Genomic DNA, 15772 nt, shown 5'->3' on the forward strand with positions numbered 1-15772 from the left:
TGTCAGCCTACTGCGGCCTGGGCCGGGTCGGCGCTTGCCGCTTCGAGCAGCTGAAGCTGCTGCGCGTTGAACGCCTGATACTGCTTCTGCCACTCCGAAGGCTGCGCCACCGGCATCACCTGCACCGCAGTCACCTTGTACTCGGGGCAGTTGGTGGCCCAGTCGGAGTTGTCGGTCGTGATCACGTTGGCGCCCGATTCCGGGAAGTGGAAGGTCGTGTAGACCACGCCCGGCTGCATGCGCTCGCTGACGATCGCGCGCAGCACGGTCTCCCCTGCCCGGCTCTGCACGCCGACCCAGTCGCCGTCCTTGATGCCGCGCTCCTCGGCATCGTGCGGATGGAGCTCGAGCCGATCCTCGTCGTGCCAGTGGACGTTCTCGGTGCGGCGCGTCTGCGCGCCCACGTTGTACTGCGACAGGATCCGGCCCGTGGTCAGGATCAGCGGGTAGGCCCGTGTGATCTTCTCGGTGGTCGGCACGTACTTGGTGATGATGAACTTGCCCTTGCCACGCACGAAGCGGTCGATGTGCATGGTCGGCGTGCCTTCGGGCGCGTCTTCGTTGCACGGCCACTGGATGCTGCCCAGCTCGTCGAGGCGCTTGTAGCTCACGCCGTGGAACGTCGGCGTCAGGCGCGCGATCTCGTCCATGATCTCGGACGGGTTCTTGTAGTGCATCGGGTAGCCAAGCGCATTGGCCAGCAGGATGGTCGCTTCCCAGTCGGCGTAGCCGGCCTTGGGCGGCATCACCTTGCGCACACGAGAGATGCGGCGTTCCGCGTTGGTGAAGGTGCCATCCTTTTCGAGGAACGACGAACCCGGCAGGAATACGTGCGCATACTTGGCGGTTTCGTTCAGGAAGATGTCCTGCACGACGATGCATTCCATCGACGACAGCGCTTCGGCCACGTGTTGCGTGTTCGGATCGGACTGGACGATGTCCTCGCCCTGGCAGTACATGCCCATGAAGCTGCCGCCGAGCGCGGCTTCGAACATGTTCGGGATGCGCAGGCCCGGCTCCGGGCTGATCTCCACGTTCCATGCCGATTCGAACAGGGCGCGCACGGTCGAGTCCGACACGTGGCGGTAGCCCGGCAGTTCATGCGGGAACGAGCCCATGTCGCACGAGCCCTGCACGTTGTTCTGGCCGCGCAGCGGATTCACGCCCACGCCTTCGCGGCCGACGTTGCCGGTCGCCATGGCGAGGTTGGCGATGCCCATCACCGTGGTCGAGCCCTGCGCATGCTCGGTCACGCCGAGGCCGTAGTAGATCGCAGCGTTGCCGCCGGTAGCGTACAGGCGTGCAGCGCCGCGCAGCGTGTCGGCCGGCACGCCGGTCACGTCGGCCATGGCTTCGGGCGAGTTCTCGGGCTGCGAGACGAAGTCGCGCCATTGCTGGAACGCTCGGTCTTCGCAACGCTCGGCGATGAACGCGTCGGCGAGCAGGCCTTCGGTCACGATCACGTGGGCCATCGACGTCACCAGCGCGACGTTGGTGCCCGGTCGCAGTTGCAGATGGAAGTCGGCGCGGATATGCGGCGAATCGACCAGGTCGATCTTGCGCGGGTCAGCGACGATCAACTTGGCGCCGGCGCGCAGGCGCTTCTTCATGCGCGAGGCGAACACCGGATGGCCATCGGTCGGGTTGGCACCGATCACCATGATCACGTCGGACTTCTCGACCGACTTGAAGGTCTGCGTGCCGGCCGATTCACCGAGCGTCTGCTTCAGGCCGTAGCCGGTCGGCGAGTGGCAGACCCGGGCGCAGGTGTCGACGTTGTTGTTGCCGAACGCGGCACGCACGAGCTTCTGCACGAGGTAGCCTTCCTCGTTCGTGCAGCGCGACGAGACGATGCCGCCGATGGAGTCCTTGCCGTGCTTGGCCTGGATACGCTTGAACTCCGAAGCCGCGTAGTTGATGGCCTCTTCCCACGACACCTCGCGCCACGGATCGGTGATCTTCGCGCGGATCATCGGCTTGAGGATGCGGTCCTGGTGCGTGGCATAGCCCCAGGCAAAGCGGCCCTTCACGCACGCGTGGCCTTCGTTAGCCTTGCCGTCCTTGTACGGCACCATGCGCACGACTTCGTTGCCCTTCATCTCGGCCTTGAACGAGCAGCCGACGCCGCAGTAGGCGCACGTAGTGACGACGCTGCGCGGCGCCTGGCCCAGCTTGATGACGGAAGTCTCGGTCAGCGTCGCGGTCGGGCAGGCCTGCACGCAGGCACCGCACGACACGCAGTCCGATTCCATGAACGACTGGCTGGTGCCCGGCGAAACGCGCGAGTCGAAGCCGCGGCCCGAGATCGTCAGCGCGAACGTGCCTTGCGTTTCCTCGCATGCGCGCACGCAGCGGTTGCAGACGATGCACTTGGACGGATCGTAGGTGAAGTAAGGATTCGACTCATCCTTCTTCATGTCGGTGTGCGTGGCGATCGGGCCGCCGTCGTTGTAGCGCACCTCGCGCAGGCCCACTTCGCCGGCCATGTCCTGCAGTTCGCAGTTGCCGTTGGTCGGGCAGGTCAGGCAGTCGAGCGGGTGGTCGGAGATGTACAGCTCCATCACACCGCGGCGCAGGTCGGCCAGCTTGTCGCTCTGCGTCTTGACCTTCATGCCGGCTTCCACCGGCGTGGTGCACGAGGCCGGATAGCCGCGGCGCCCTTCGATCTCGACCAGGCACAGGCGGCACGAGCCGAAGGACTTCAGGCTGTCGGTCGCGCACAGCTTGGGCACGCTGACCTCCGCCTCCATCGCGGCGCGCATCACCGACGTGCCGGCCGGCACGGTGACGCTGACGCCGTCGATCTCGAGGGTGACCATCTCGGTCGATTCGCTGGCGGGGGTGCCGAAGTCAATCACATCGCGGCAATCCATGGTTGTCTCCCGTTGTTCTGTTCTGGCGCAGGCTCAGGCCGCCTTGGCTGGGTTGGAGGCGAGGCCGAAGTCCTCGGGGAATTCGTTGAGTGCGGACAGCACCGGGTACGGCGTCATGCCGCCCATGGCGCAGAGCGAGCCGTTGAGCATGGTGTCGCACAGGTCGCGCACGAGCTTCACATGCTTGACGGGCTCGTTGCCCGCGATGATCCGGTCCATGACTTCCACGCCGCGCGTGGAGCCGATCCGGCACGGCGTGCACTTGCCGCACGATTCGATCGCGCAGAACTCCATCGCGTAGCGCGCCTGCTTGGCCATGTCGACGGTTTCGTCGAACACGACGATGCCGCCGTGACCGACCACGCCGCCGAACGCGGCATAGGCTTCGTAGTCCATCGGCACATCGAAGCGCGATTCCGGCAGATATGCGCCCAGCGGGCCGCCGACCTGCACCGCGCGCACGGCGCGGCCGCTGCGCGTGCCGCCGCCGTAGTCGAACAGCAGTTCGCGCAGCGTCACACCGAATGCCTTTTCAACCAGGCCGCCCTGCTTGATATTGCCCGCGAGCTGGAACGGCAGCGTGCCGCGCGAACGACCCATGCCGAAGTCGCGGTAGTGCTGCGCGCCGCGTGCAAGGATGACCGGCACGGTCGCGAGCGAAATCACGTTGTTGATGACCGTGGGCTTGCCGAACAAACCTTCCAGCGCCGGGAGCGGCGGCTTGGCGCGCACCACGCCGCGCTTGCCTTCGAGGCTTTCGAGCAGCGCGGTTTCCTCGCCGCACACATAGGCGCCAGCGCCCTTGCGCACTTCCAGGTGGAAACGCTTGCCGCTGCCGCGGATATCGTCGCCGAGCCAGCCGGCGGCCACGGCAGTGGCAATGGCTGCATTCAGCACGGCAATCGCATGCGGGTATTCGGAACGGCAGTAGATATAGCCGGACTCCGCGCCGACCGCGAGACCGGCGATGGTCATGCCCTCGATCAGCACGAACGGGTCGTCTTCCATCACCATGCGGTCGGAGAACGTGCCCGAGTCGCCTTCGTCGGCATTGCAGACGATGTACTTGACCGCGGACTTCGCGCCGAGCACGGTCTTCCACTTGATGCCAGTCGGGAACGCCGCGCCGCCACGGCCACGCAGGCCGGAGTCGGTCACTTCCTGCACGATTGCGGCGGGCTCCATCGACAGCGCACGCTCGAGGCCGGCATAGCCTTCATGAGCACGGTAGTCGTCGAGCGACAGCGGATCGGTGATGCCGACACGCGCGAACGTCAGGCGTTCCTGGCGCTTGAGGAAAGGGATCTCGTCGGTCAGGCCATGCGCGAGTGCATGCTCGGCACCTTGCAGCAAGCCGGCATCGAACAGTCCCGGCACATCGTCGACGCTGACCGGGCCGTAGGCCAAGCGGCCCGCCTCGGTCTGCACTTCGACCAGCGGCTCCAGCCAGAACATGCCGCGCGAACCGTTGCGCACGATGCGCACCGACTCGCCACGCGCAGCGGCTTCACGTGCAATCGCGCGCGCCACGTCGTCGGCGCCGAGTGCCAGCGCAGTGGAGTCGCGCGGGACAAAGATGGTGGTGACAGCGGCGCTCATGCCTGAGCCTCCTCGTTGGCGGTCTGGTCGGCGCGCAGCTTGCGCACCAGCACGTCGAAGCGCTTTGCGTCGACATAGCCGTGCAGTTGCTCGCCCATCATCACGGCCGGACCGCACGCGCACTGGCCGAGGCAGTAGACCGGCTCCAGCGTGACAGCGCCATCGGCGGTGGTTTCATGGAAGTCGCAACCGAGTGCGCGCTTGGCGTGCTCGGCCAGCGCCTCGGCGCCGACCGACTGGCAGGCCTCGGCACGGCAGACCTGCACCACCTGGCGGCCGGCCGGCTGCTGGCGGAAATGGTGGTAGAACGTGATCACGCCATGCACCTCGGCGCGCGACAGGTTCAGCGCCTTGGCGATGACCGGCACGGCCGTCTCGGGGATGTAGCCCTGGGTGTCCTGGATTTCGTGCAGGATGGGCAGCAAAGCGCCCGGCATATCCTGGCGCGCCGCCACGATCGCGGCGATGGCCGCTGTGCGGGCCGCGTCGGCCGGCGCCGGAGCGGAAGTGGCGGTATCTGGCATGGCGTCTCCTGTGGGGCCGCGCCCTCGGCAGGGCGACCGTTTATATGCTATTTTTTTCCTATTTACCGAGTATAACGACGGGTTTATGGCCGTTGGAGCGACTATAAATAACTGTTTGGACTGATTCAATAAGCTATTTTGTTCATATGATCCGCATCTCGATCTCCCCCCATCTGCAGATCCGGGACGATGACCACCCGGCTGGCGACCCGCTGGACGTGTCGCGCCTGGTAGCGTTGCTGGGCCATATCGAGGCCTCCGGCAGCATCAGCCAGTCCGCCGAGGCCGTGGCGCTGTCCTACCGCTACGCCTGGGGCATCCTGCGCGATGCCGAATCGCTGTTCGGCGGCCCGTTGATTGCCAAGACACGCGGGCGCGGCAGTGCGCTCACGCCGCTCGCGCAGCAACTCGTGTGGGCCAGCAAGCGCATCGGCGCGCGCCTGTCGCCGACGCTGGACAGCCTGGCATCGGAGCTGGAGATCGAACTGAAGAAGCTGATGGACCGCACCGACCCGACGGTGCGCCTGCACGCGAGCCATGGTTTCGCCGTGGCGGCGCTGCGCGATTTCCTCGATGAGCAGCAGGTACGGCACGACCTGAAGTACTGCGGCAGCGTCGAGGCTGTGGCCGCGCTGGCCGAAGGCGCGTGCGACATCGCGGGCTTCCATGTGCCGGTCGGCGAGTTCGAGCACGGCATGGTCCGGCACTTCACCACGTGGCTGAAACCCGACACGCACTGCCTGATCCACCTTGCGGTACGCAGCCAGGGGCTATTCGTGCGCATGGGCAATCCGCTCGGCGTGCAGACACTCGAAGACCTGACGCGGCGTGAAGTGCGCTTCGTCAACCGCCAGGTCGGCTCCGGCACCCGGCTGCTGCTGGACCTGATCCTGGAAGCACGCGGCATCGATCCGGCCCGGATCGAGGGCTACAACAATGGCGAGTTCACCCACGCAGCGGTAGCGGCCTACATCGGCAGCGGCATGGCGGACGTGGGTTTTGGCGTAGAGACCGCCGCGCGGCGTTTCGGGCTGGAATTCGTGCCGGTGCTGAAGGAGCGCTACTTCTTCGCGATCGAAAAGAAGATGCTCGCCAGCTCCGCGCTGGCCGGCGCCGTGGGCGCGCTCACGAGCGAGACCTTCCGCCAGCGCGTCGATGCGCTGCCCGGCTACGACGGCAGCCTGACAGGCACGGTCCTGACGTTGGCGGAGGCGTTCCCCGAATACCGGGCCGGGAAACGCTGAGCGGAATATCGGGCTCTGTCGCCGTCTTAGCGGATCAACAGCGAAAACCGGTCGGGATGATCGGCCCAGTCGGCATGGTCGGGCAAAGGCCCCTTGGCCTTCAGCAACGGCACCCAGTCCGGACGGCGCGCGAGTTCGGCGTTGATCGCCAGGAAATGGCGCTGGTCTTCAGGCAGGTCATGCTCGGAATAGATGGCGCCCACCGGACACAGCGGCACGCACATCGAACAGTCGATGCACTGGTCAGGGTCGATGGCAAGGAAGTTGGGCCCTTCGTGGAAACACGACATGGGGCAGACTTCCACGCAATCGGTGTGGCGGCACTGGATGCAGGCATCCGTTACGACAAAGGTCATCTGGGGGGGCGAACAGCGGACAGCAAACCTGTCGATACTAGCGCGCCGACACGGCCCACAGGACGGCGCGCACTGTCCGAGTCGTTCAAATTGCTTCAATCCGGTCAGTAGATCTCCGGCACGATCATGTCCTGCGGCACCGGCATGCGCACATAGTCGGCATGCCGCTCGCGCTTGGGCAGCACCACGGAGGGGCTCTCCACATCCGCATAGGGCACCTGTCGCAGCAGGTGGTCGATGCAGTTCAGGCGCGCGCTCTTCTTGTCCACGGCCTGCACGACCCACCACGGCGCCTCGGGGATATGCGTGCGCTCCAGCATGATCTCCTTGGCGCGCGTGTAGTCTTCCCAGCGCCGGCGCGACTCCAGATCCATCGGGCTGAGCTTCCACTGCTTGAGCGGATCATGGATGCGGCTCAGGAAGCGCAGGTGCTGTTCGTCGTCGGAAATCGAGAACCAGTACTTGACGACCTGGATGCCCGAGCGCACCAGCATGCGCTCGAACTCCGGCACGGAGCGGAAGAATTCCTCGTACTGGTCGTCGTTGCAGAAACCCATGACGCGCTCGACGCCGGCGCGGTTGTACCAGCTCCGATCGAACAGCACGATCTCGCCGGCGGCGGGCAGGTGCGACACATAGCGCTGGAAATACCACTGCGTGCGCTCGCGGTCGTTGGGCGCAGGCAGCGCGGCCACGCGGCAGACGCGCGGGTTCAGCCGCTGCGAGATACGCTTGATCACGCCGCCCTTGCCAGCCGCATCGCGCCCTTCGAACAGCACCACCAGCTTGTGCCCCGTGCTGACGACCCAGCTCTGCAGCTTGACCAGTTCGCCCTGCAGGCGGAACAACTCGTGGAAGTAATGCTGGCGATGCGCCCGCTCGTCGGGGCCGTCCTCGACCAGCATGGCCTGGCCGTCAGGGCCCAGCACGAACTCGCGGTCTTCGAGCTCCAGTTCGAGTTCTTCGTCGTAGTTGTCCGCCACCTCGCGGTGGATGCGCCGGATCAGCGCTTCTTCGTGGTCTGTCATGGCTCGCTCCGCATGCTTTGGGCCCGCTTGGTACGGTTCCAGAGGGTCCGGCACAGACCCTCCGGGTGGCGATGCTAGCGCGGCAATATGGCATTCGTGTGAAACCCGTCAGCCCTGAATCTGCGGCTGCTAGTCCGCTGCGTCAGAGAAAACGCACCCGAGCGGCTGTGCATCAAGGTTGCAGGCTAGGCGCAAAGCGCAGCAATAGCACGGCTATTGCGAGCATTTGCAACGACGCATGCGGCCTTGAGGCGCAGTCGATCGGGGGTGCTTTTCGACTGACGCAGTGGACTAGGGTCCCTCCTTGCGGAATGCCCAGCGCCCCGCCAGCACCGTGAACGTGGCAACGAGTGCCACCAGAATCCAGAAACCATGCGGGTGTTCGGCCAGCGGAATGCCGCCGACGTTCATGCCGAAAAAGCCCGCCACGATATTGATCGGCAACGCCAGCACGGTGACCAGCGTCAGCGTGAACAGCGTGCGGTTGGTCTGCTCGTTGAGCTTGGCTGCGATCTCTTCCTGCAGCAGCTTGATGCGTTCCACCATGGCCGCCAGGTCGTTGAGCACCAGCGAGAATTCTTCGGTCGCTTCGCGCAGTTCCTGCAGGTCGTCGTCGCGGATCCATGCCGGCGGTCGGTTGAGCAGCCGGAACATCGCGCCCGGCTCAGGCGCCAGCAGGCGCTGCAGCCGCACCAGGCCGCGCCGCATGGCGCCCAGGTCGGCGCGATTGGCCTGCAGCCGCTGCGCGAGCAGCTGGTCTTCGATGCGGTCCACGCCGATGCCGGTCTCGCGCACGATCTGCACCAGCACATCGGCCTGGTCGCGCAGCAGGTGCACCAGCAGGTCCAGCGGCGAACGAAAGCCCTCGCCGCGACGCACCGCGGCGCGCAGCTTGTCGACCGAGCGCAGCGGCTTCGCGCGCGCCGTGACCAGCAGGCAGCGGTCGGCGCACGCCCACAGCGTCGAGATGTCGTTGGACGAGACGCCGAAGTTGTAGATCACGTCATTGACCACCGCGAGCAGCGCCGGGTCCTGGCGCTCGATGCGCGTGGAATGCGAGCCCTGGCGCAATGACTCGAAGAAGTCCTCGGGCAATTCGAGGCGGGATTTCATCCAGCGCTCGCAGGCACTGTGCGACAGGTTGAAATGCAGCCACAGGAAGGCCTCGCCGCTCAAGCCACCCTGCTCCGCGGCGCGCGCACGCGCGAGCCATTCGAGCGCATCGGCCGAACCGATCTCACGCGCCGGCTGGCCGGGAGTAAAGAGATAGCCGTTGACCAGCCCCACCGGATCGGAGCCATAGCCGGGTTCGACGATGCCAGGTTGCATGCATGCCCTCGTTGCCGCAGTACTGTTTGCTTGACCGGAGACATTACCACGCCAGCGTGACGTGCTGGCCAGACCGCGCTGGCGGGTTCGCAGGTTCCGTACGCACCCGCCACATGCCTTCGCGAGCCTTTAAGTTTCGCTTAAGTCTGTCCCCATAGACTGCCCTCCATACGCAAGCACCGGACCATCCGGACAGGAGAGATCTCATGACCCCGCAGGAACTGCAGGCACTCGAAGCCTTTCTGACCCAGCTCACGCAGGCCCGTGCCGGCGCCAAGGACCCGCAGGCGCAACAGCTTATTGCCGAGGCTGTGGCACGCCAGCCCGATGCCGCCTACCTGCTGGTCCAGCGCGCCATGCTGCTCGATCACGCGCTCGCAGCGGCACAGGCGCAGGTCACGTCGCTGCAGGGACAGCTTGCGGCTGCACAAACCAATTCGATGAATGGCGCTGGCAATGGCAGCTTCATCAGCGCGCAGAACGCGTGGGGCAACAGTGCCGCGCCGATGCCGGCCGTACCGGCGCCCGTGCCGCCCCAGGCAGCACCCGTGCAACCGGCGCGTTCGGGCTTCCTGGGCGGCGGGCTCGGCAGTACGCTGGGCAGCATCGCCACCACGGCTGCCGGCGTCGCGGGCGGGGCATTCCTGTTCCAGGGCATCGAGAACCTGTTCCACCGCAACAGCGGCAGCGGCAACGGCTTCTTCGGCCAGTCGGGTTCGGGCTTGCCTGCGTCCGACACGACCATCGTCAACAACTACTACGGCAACGACGATCCCGCCTTGTCACGTGGTGGCAATACGGCTGACAGCTTCCTTGACGACGGCGGACTGTCGAGCGGTCTCGACGACAGTGGCTTCGCCGATGACGATTCATCGCTCGTGTGACGCGCACGCGGTAATTCGCGCGCGGCGGCCGTGAAGGTTTGCTAAGCCGCCGTCAGATGCTATGTTGGCAGGTACGGATCCGAGGCAGGCCCCCTCGCTGACGCGAGGCACCCTGCCCGTTTCCGCATGCGCGCGGCAGGCCGGCATGCATTGCGACAACGCCGGCCGCGCCGCACAGGACATCGCGCCCGACGCGCATCACGGAGGGACTCGCATGCGCGCACGCTCCCGCTCTCCGATCGCAGGATTCCGCTGGCTGTGGCAGTTGTCGTCCACTGGCTGGGGATATTGCGGTCTGGCGTATGCCAGCGCCGGGCGTCTGCCGCCGCACTGGTGGCCGGCAAGATCCGGCATGCCGCTGCGCGACCGGTACTCGTCACGTCGCACCTCGCTGGTGCTTTTCACGCTGGCCTATCGCAAGGGCGTCGCCCCCGGCGGTGCCGCGCCGCCGAGTGAAATTGTGTCGTGGCGCAATCAGGCCTGGGTGAACGAGTAGGTTGCCAGCAGACTGCGCACCGACGGGGAGTCGATTGCCATTACGTGACGTACACTGGGCATTCGCCCCCTTGCCGCCACGCGACCATGCTCGACATCCTGCGCAAGACCACCGATGTTCTGTTCGACACGAACCGGCGTTTCCTTCAGGCCAGGCTGTTCCATGCGATACGCGTCGCGTTTGCACTGCTGGTATCGATCGCGCTCACCACGGGCATCGACATCCCGCATGGCGAATGGGCCACCATTACCGTACTGGTGGTAATCGGTGGGCTGCAGCACCATGGCAATATCCGGCGCCGCGCGGCGGAACGCGGCGTTGGCACGCTGATCGGCGCGCTGGTCGGGCTTGCGCTGATCCTGCAGCAGTCGTATTTCGGCGCGCCGCTGCTGACCTATGCGCTGATGGCCGTGATCTGCGGCTATTGCGCGTACCACGCGATCGGCAAGGGCGGCTATATCGCGCTGCTCGCGGCGATCACGGTGGTCATCACGGCTGGCCACGGCAACCAGAACGTCTATGACGCGCTGTGGCGCACGGTCGATGTATTCATCGGCACAGCCATCGCGCTGGTGTTCTCGTTCGCGTTGCCGGCCTATGCCTCGTATTCCTGGCGCATCCGGCTGGCCGCGCTGCTGCGCGCAAGCGCGGCCGTGCACCGCAAGATGCAGAGCGGCTTTGCCGATGCCGCCGAACAGCGTGCCGCGATGCTTGACCTCGGCACGCGGCTGATCCCGCTGCGCGGACTGATTCCTTCGGTAGCGAAGGAAACTGGCGTACCGTCGTCAGAGTTCGAAGAGATCCAGCATGCCGCGCGCGTCTGCATCAGCGCGCTCGAACTGATGGCCGCGATCGAACAGGAGACCGGCCTGCGCGAAGGCGAGGACCCGGGCATCGAGCCCTCCCTGCTGGCGATGGCCGAGGCGCTGGAAACTGGGCAGGCACCGACGCCCGCTTCATCCGTGGCCACGGTCGAGAACGACATCGACACGCAGCCGGGCCCGCTCCCGTTCATGGCGCGGCAGCTCGCCGCGGACCTGACGCGCATGCGCACGCGGCTGGATCGCCTGAGCGCACAACACGGGTTCCCGTACAAGGTACGATAACAGCCCGTGGGGTGCGGTAGCCCTGACACCGCACGCTGCGCAAGTCCCGAGTTCCATACATTGTCCCTGCCGGGCTGCGGGCCGCCGGCGGTAGTACGGTTCCCACCTACGCCGTTGTCAGACTGGCGCGGATAGTTGCGGCACGCCATGCAAGGAATATCTGAAGGTGTGCAAGCAAACCGGAGGTACCGGAATGAAGTCCATGGACGTGCATGTCGTTCCCGCACAGGAAGGCTGGGCCGTCGAGGAAGCAAGCCATCCGTCCGGACGCAAGCTGTTTGCGACGCAGGAAGACGCCATTGCGGTTGCCACCGAGATGGCCATGCGGAGCAAGAGCGAGTTGTTCATCCACGGCCGGGACGGCCAGATCCGCAGCCGCAGTTCGTTCGGCAATGATCCGCGCAATACCAGGGGCTGAAGGCGCCTGACATTGCGCATCGCGGCGCATGTCGGGCTTGAACCTTGCAGAAGTCCCCAATCAGCCCAGCGGAGTAAGTGATGGATCCCATCGAGCAGACCGCCCGCTTTCTGCAGCGGCGCGGCCTGCGTCTTGCCACGGCCGAGTCATGCACGGCCGGACTCATTGCCTCGCACATTGCCGACGTTCCCGGCTGCGGCAGCACGCTGCAGTGTGCGGTCGTCGCCTATTCGCCCGAGGCCAAGAAACAGATCCTGGGTGTCAGCGCCGCGCTGATCGAACGCCACGGCCTGACCAGTGAAGCCGTGTCGCTGGCCATGGCGCACGGCGTGATGGCCATCAGCCAGGCCAATGTCGCCGTGGCCAACACCGGCGTTGCCGATGACGGCGCGCCGGACGGCACGCCACCGGGCACGCAATGCTTCGCCTGGCTGATCCGGCTGCCCGGACGCGCCGCACTTGCGCACACGTTCACCGAGACACGGCGCTTCTGCGGCAATCGCACCGATATCCGCCAGGCCGCCTCGGCGTGGGCCCTGCAGCGCATTCCGCACTACTACGCGCTGGCAACTTCTACCAGCCAGTCGCCGATGCGAAGTCCAACCTTACCGATAAGCAGGAGCCGACAATGACTTCCAACAGCGGAACCCCCGATGGCAGAACGCCGCCGGACGAATAGCCGCAAGACGGCCAATGAGGCCAACGGTGGCGAAAGCGACGAGGACGCGACCAGCCAGTGACGCTGTACGGAGGCAAGACACGGGCGTGAGGGTCGCGAGCGGGTCGCGATAATCGCCATGGCATGGCGAATGCATGAACGATGAATATCGCGGGGAGCTTCAATGACCAGGAATGTCGTCACAATCGGCGGTTCGCGCGGCGCGTTCTCCGTGTTGCGGGAAGTGGTGGCTGCACTGCCTGCAGCGCTCGACGCCGCTGTCTTCATCGTGCTGCATGTGGGCAAGCACAAGTCCGAGCTGCCATCGTTGCTCACGCGATGGGGCAAGCTGCCAGCCTCGTATCCGCAGCACGGAGACGTCTGGAAAGCGGGGCACATCTATGTGGCACCGCCCGATCACCACATGCTGATCACAGCGGACACCATTCAGCTTTCGCACGGGGCCAAAGAGAACTTCAGCCGGCCGGCGATCGACCCGCTGTTCCGGTCCGCCGCCGTTGCGCTCGGATCACGGGTGATCGGCGTGATCCTCAGCGGCGATCTCGATGACGGTGCCTCCGGACTGACCTTCGTACGCGCGTTCGGCGGGCGCACGCTGATCCAGGACCCGCGCAACGCAGAGGCAACGTCGATGCCGAAGTCTGCCATGGAAGCTGCGGGCGCCGACATGCTGGCAAGCCCGGCAGAACTCGGCCATGCCATTGTCGCGCTGCTTCAGGCAAGCAGCGAAGGCGAATCCGATCCAAACCGGGAGAAAGACATGCAAGCACTGCGAAGCGAAGCCGCCACCGCGGACAACCCTGCAGGCAGCGCCTTCGAGGAGCTGGACAGCATCGCCGTGCGCGCGGCCATCACGTGCCCGGAATGCGGCGGCGCGATGTGGCAGCTGCGCGATACGCATCCACTGCGCTTCCGCTGCCATACCGGCCACGCGTTCAGCGGCATGACCCTCACCGCGGCCGAGGACAAGGCCACCGAGCACGCAATGTGGACCGCGGTGCGCGCGCAGAAGGAAGCGCTTGCGCTGGCGCGCATCCGCGCCGCACACGCGAAGTCCGACGGGAACCGGGACGCGTACCAGATCGAGCTGTCGCGCATCCAGCAGTGCGAGCGTCTGCTGAAAGTGCTGCAGGACGCCATCGCCGAGTGACCACGCCGCGGCTCGCGCGCTACCACGCGAGCCGCGGCGCGAAGACGATCAGCAAGTACACGAAGCCCAGTATGCACAGCACCGCGAACAGCGTGCCGTAGAAGCGGCTGCGACCATGCGGTTCCGCTTTCCGGTACAGGCGATGAGACTTTTGTATATGCGGCTTCATAAGCGGGTTGACGGGTCCGATTCGGATTCCAACGCATCGAATTCCGCGATCTCAAGGCTCTCCGGGCGCTGCGCTCCATTGCACTGGACTTCTCCGCGATATCGGTACTGGACGACGGTGCTGCCGCCACCGACCTCTACGGCATGAGCCATGATCGTCGCGCCGCGGTGCGTGAGGGATTTCATGGTGCGCGTACGGGCGCGGATTCTGATGCGGCGCGCAGCTCGCTGCGTATCAGACGGTCCGGCAGGCAGTCCCCGGCAATCACTTCAATGCGCCGCTTCGTCGCCTTGTCGCGCACGGTGCCGCGCAATGTGCAGACTCCATCATGGAGCTCGGCTTCGACGATGCCGGGATCGACAATGTCGGCGATCTGCATCTCCAGTCTTTCGCGCAGCCGCGCGTCGCTCGCCGGCATTGCGGTGCGAACGCCATCGCCATCGAACTGCCCGGGCAAAGGCTGCGGCGAAACCGTGCGCTCCAGGGATGTCTCAAGCGGCGCGCTGCCCGGCGCGACCCCGTACATGCCATATCGCTCAACGCCCGCCGGCTCGTTGACACCGGACGGCACATACGGTTGCGCGGGAAGGTTTTCGTGGCTGGTCGGCTTGACGTCACCGGAAGCGGTCTTGCCACGGTCGTCGCTCACCGCGCTGTGTCCGCCATAGTGATAATCGGTCAACCTCGTTCTGGCTTCTTCCATGGTGGGCTCCGTGGCATCGACAATCCTTGACTGCCTTACGTGCGAGCAATCTTCGTTCCAGCGAAAGCGTGAAGCGGCGCCGAAAGCAACTTCCGTCTGCCTTTTCTTCAATGCCGGCGAAAGAATTACTGGACGACTGCCGAAGCCTTTCCAGGCGGGTCAATGGGCATGCATGGCGAGCCGGCACGCAAATGCTGATACATGGCGCGTCCGGCGCGCCATGTATCAGGCGGTTTCGCCAAGCAATTCCGACTTGCGGCTTTCGAGCTGCTGTGCCACGTCGGCCAGATCGACCTTGGCGCGGATGACTGCCGGAAAGAGTTCGCTCTCTTCTTCCTCGACATGGTGGCCGACATATTCGGACAGCACCTTATAGCGCGCGTCCAGCATTTCCTTTTCGCCTGACTCGATCTCCGCGATCAGGTCCTTGGCGACTCCGTGCTCGACCTTTGCTTCGTCGAGCATGTCGTCGATCTTGTCGCTTACGCCGCGCAGTGCGGGATAGAAGATCTCTTCTTCGATCTGCGCATGGACGGTGAGCTGGCGGCAGGTCTCCTCCGCGATCGATTGCTTGTCGGCATCCTCCTTCGCGTCCTCGAACTGCTTGAACAGCTTCTTCACGGCGCGATGATCGTCGAGGAGCAAGGCCAGCGCAGCACGTTGCTCCGTGGGGATTTTCGATTTGTCCATGATGTCCTTGCCGTAGGGATTGGAATGAATGGCAGCTTGGGCACCGGGGGCACCCGCCCCGGCATGAGCAAGTCGCGTTCCATGCGGATCATGGGCTAGATCGTGATCACGACCTTGAAGCAACCGTCCTGCTTGTCGCGGTCGGTCCAGCGGTTGACAGCCAAGCGGCCTCGTTCGCTGTGAAGATCTGAATGGCACTGGCTGTGGAATTCCGGCGGCGCTGCGTCAGACGCGCCGCGCGAACTGCTGCCGGATATCGCGCACCCACCTCAGCGTGGCTAGCGAGCGGCGCATCGCGGCAAGGACAAACAGGGCAAGCTCCACGTCGCCACCGGCAAGTCGAGCCTCACGCACAATTTCGAATTGCTGCCGTATTCGCCTGCGCGTTTGACGGATGCTGAGTGTCTCCAACCTCTTTTCGCCACGCCCGTGAGTCGCATGCATACGGTCTCCGCAAAGCGTCGGCATCGGTTCAAGGCTACGTTGAGTGCCGGCTGCTGGTGGCAGACCCTGAGGACAACGAA

16 protein-coding genes are annotated in these 15772 nt (G+C 65.3%); 7 read left to right on the forward strand and 9 right to left on the reverse strand.

Features of this window, described 5'->3' with window-relative positions; genetic code table 11:
- Nucleotides 1-2: 2 nt before the first annotated feature.
- The 3 genes from fdhF to KHO41_RS17515 are packed head-to-tail and all read right to left on the reverse strand — an operon-like array spanning nucleotide 3 to nucleotide 4996.
- Nucleotides 3-2873 carry a formate dehydrogenase subunit alpha gene (gene fdhF / locus KHO41_RS17505; RefSeq protein ID WP_211954538.1) on the reverse strand — a complete coding sequence of 957 codons (2871 nt, stop codon included), beginning with the start codon at nucleotides 2871-2873 and terminating at the stop codon, nucleotides 3-5.
- A gap of 33 nt (nucleotides 2874-2906) precedes the next feature.
- Nucleotides 2907-4472 carry a formate dehydrogenase beta subunit gene (locus KHO41_RS17510; RefSeq protein ID WP_211954539.1) on the reverse strand — a complete coding sequence of 522 codons (1566 nt, stop codon included), beginning with the start codon at nucleotides 4470-4472 and terminating at the stop codon, nucleotides 2907-2909.
- Nucleotides 4469-4996: a formate dehydrogenase subunit gamma gene (locus tag KHO41_RS17515; RefSeq protein ID WP_211954540.1), complete on the reverse strand. Its 528-nt coding sequence runs from the start codon at nucleotides 4994-4996 to the stop codon at nucleotides 4469-4471. The genes KHO41_RS17510 and KHO41_RS17515 overlap by 4 nt, the downstream gene beginning before the upstream one ends.
- Before the next feature lie 146 nt (nucleotides 4997-5142).
- Here KHO41_RS17515 and KHO41_RS17520 point away from each other — a divergent pair, with 146 nt between their 5' ends.
- Entirely contained in the window at nucleotides 5143-6240 is a 1098-nt protein-coding gene (locus KHO41_RS17520) for a substrate-binding domain-containing protein (RefSeq protein ID WP_211954541.1), read from the forward strand.
- 26 nt (nucleotides 6241-6266) lie between these two features.
- Here KHO41_RS17520 and fdxA read toward each other — a convergent pair whose 3' ends face one another.
- From fdxA to KHO41_RS17535, 3 genes are all read right to left on the reverse strand, one after another.
- On the reverse strand, nucleotides 6267-6596 hold the full coding sequence (gene fdxA, locus KHO41_RS17525; protein WP_211954542.1) for a ferredoxin FdxA: 330 nt from the start codon (nucleotides 6594-6596) through the stop codon (nucleotides 6267-6269).
- A gap of 104 nt (nucleotides 6597-6700) precedes the next feature.
- The gene (gene ppk2 / locus KHO41_RS17530) at nucleotides 6701-7624 is read right to left on the reverse strand and encodes a polyphosphate kinase 2 (protein ID WP_211954543.1); all 924 of its coding nucleotides are present in this window, start codon (nucleotides 7622-7624) and stop codon (nucleotides 6701-6703) included.
- Nucleotides 7625-7915: 291 nt separating this feature from the next.
- Nucleotides 7916-8953 carry a transporter gene (locus tag KHO41_RS17535; protein ID WP_211954544.1) on the reverse strand — a complete coding sequence of 346 codons (1038 nt, stop codon included), beginning with the start codon at nucleotides 8951-8953 and terminating at the stop codon, nucleotides 7916-7918.
- 206 nt (nucleotides 8954-9159) lie between these two features.
- Between KHO41_RS17535 and KHO41_RS17540 the strand changes: the two genes are divergently transcribed.
- The 6 genes from KHO41_RS17540 (at nucleotide 9160) to KHO41_RS17565 (ending at nucleotide 13686) form a co-directional block, all read left to right on the forward strand.
- A complete protein-coding gene (locus tag KHO41_RS17540; RefSeq protein ID WP_211954545.1) occupies nucleotides 9160-9837 on the forward strand; it encodes a DUF2076 domain-containing protein in 678 nt (225 codons plus the stop codon).
- A 214-nt stretch (nucleotides 9838-10051) separates the two neighbouring features.
- Complete coding sequence (locus tag KHO41_RS17545; RefSeq protein ID WP_211954546.1) at nucleotides 10052-10333, forward strand: hypothetical protein; 282 nt, start codon at nucleotides 10052-10054, stop codon at nucleotides 10331-10333.
- Between the two features lie 86 nt (nucleotides 10334-10419).
- Nucleotides 10420-11439: an FUSC family protein gene (locus KHO41_RS17550; protein WP_211954547.1), complete on the forward strand. Its 1020-nt coding sequence runs from the start codon at nucleotides 10420-10422 to the stop codon at nucleotides 11437-11439.
- A 193-nt stretch (nucleotides 11440-11632) separates the two neighbouring features.
- A complete protein-coding gene (locus tag KHO41_RS17555) occupies nucleotides 11633-11857 on the forward strand; it encodes a DUF2188 domain-containing protein (RefSeq protein WP_211954548.1) in 225 nt (74 codons plus the stop codon).
- 80 nt (nucleotides 11858-11937) lie between these two features.
- Nucleotides 11938-12489, forward strand: coding sequence for a CinA family protein (locus tag KHO41_RS17560; protein WP_211954549.1), 552 nt, complete (start codon nucleotides 11938-11940; stop codon nucleotides 12487-12489).
- 210 nt (nucleotides 12490-12699) lie between these two features.
- Nucleotides 12700-13686, forward strand: a complete 987-nt coding sequence (locus tag KHO41_RS17565) for a chemotaxis protein CheB (RefSeq protein ID WP_211954550.1) — start codon at nucleotides 12700-12702, stop codon at nucleotides 13684-13686.
- A gap of 350 nt (nucleotides 13687-14036) precedes the next feature.
- On the opposite strand, the gene KHO41_RS17570 is transcribed toward KHO41_RS17565, so the two are convergent.
- The 3 genes from KHO41_RS17570 to KHO41_RS41695 all read right to left on the reverse strand — a co-directional run bounded on the left by KHO41_RS17570 (nucleotide 14037) and on the right by KHO41_RS41695 (nucleotide 15602).
- Nucleotides 14037-14558 carry a BON domain-containing protein gene (locus KHO41_RS17570; protein ID WP_211954551.1) on the reverse strand — a complete coding sequence of 174 codons (522 nt, stop codon included), beginning with the start codon at nucleotides 14556-14558 and terminating at the stop codon, nucleotides 14037-14039.
- Between the two features lie 225 nt (nucleotides 14559-14783).
- Nucleotides 14784-15248, reverse strand: a complete 465-nt coding sequence (locus KHO41_RS17575; RefSeq protein ID WP_211954552.1) for a hemerythrin domain-containing protein — start codon at nucleotides 15246-15248, stop codon at nucleotides 14784-14786.
- A 225-nt stretch (nucleotides 15249-15473) separates the two neighbouring features.
- Nucleotides 15474-15602: an immunoglobulin domain-containing family protein gene (locus KHO41_RS41695; RefSeq protein ID WP_280519703.1), complete on the reverse strand. Its 129-nt coding sequence runs from the start codon at nucleotides 15600-15602 to the stop codon at nucleotides 15474-15476.
- Nucleotides 15603-15772: the final 170 nt, after the last annotated feature.

The sequence above is a fragment of the Cupriavidus numazuensis genome (assembly GCF_905397435.1).
Taxonomy (GTDB): Bacteria; Pseudomonadota; Gammaproteobacteria; order Burkholderiales; family Burkholderiaceae; genus Cupriavidus; species Cupriavidus numazuensis.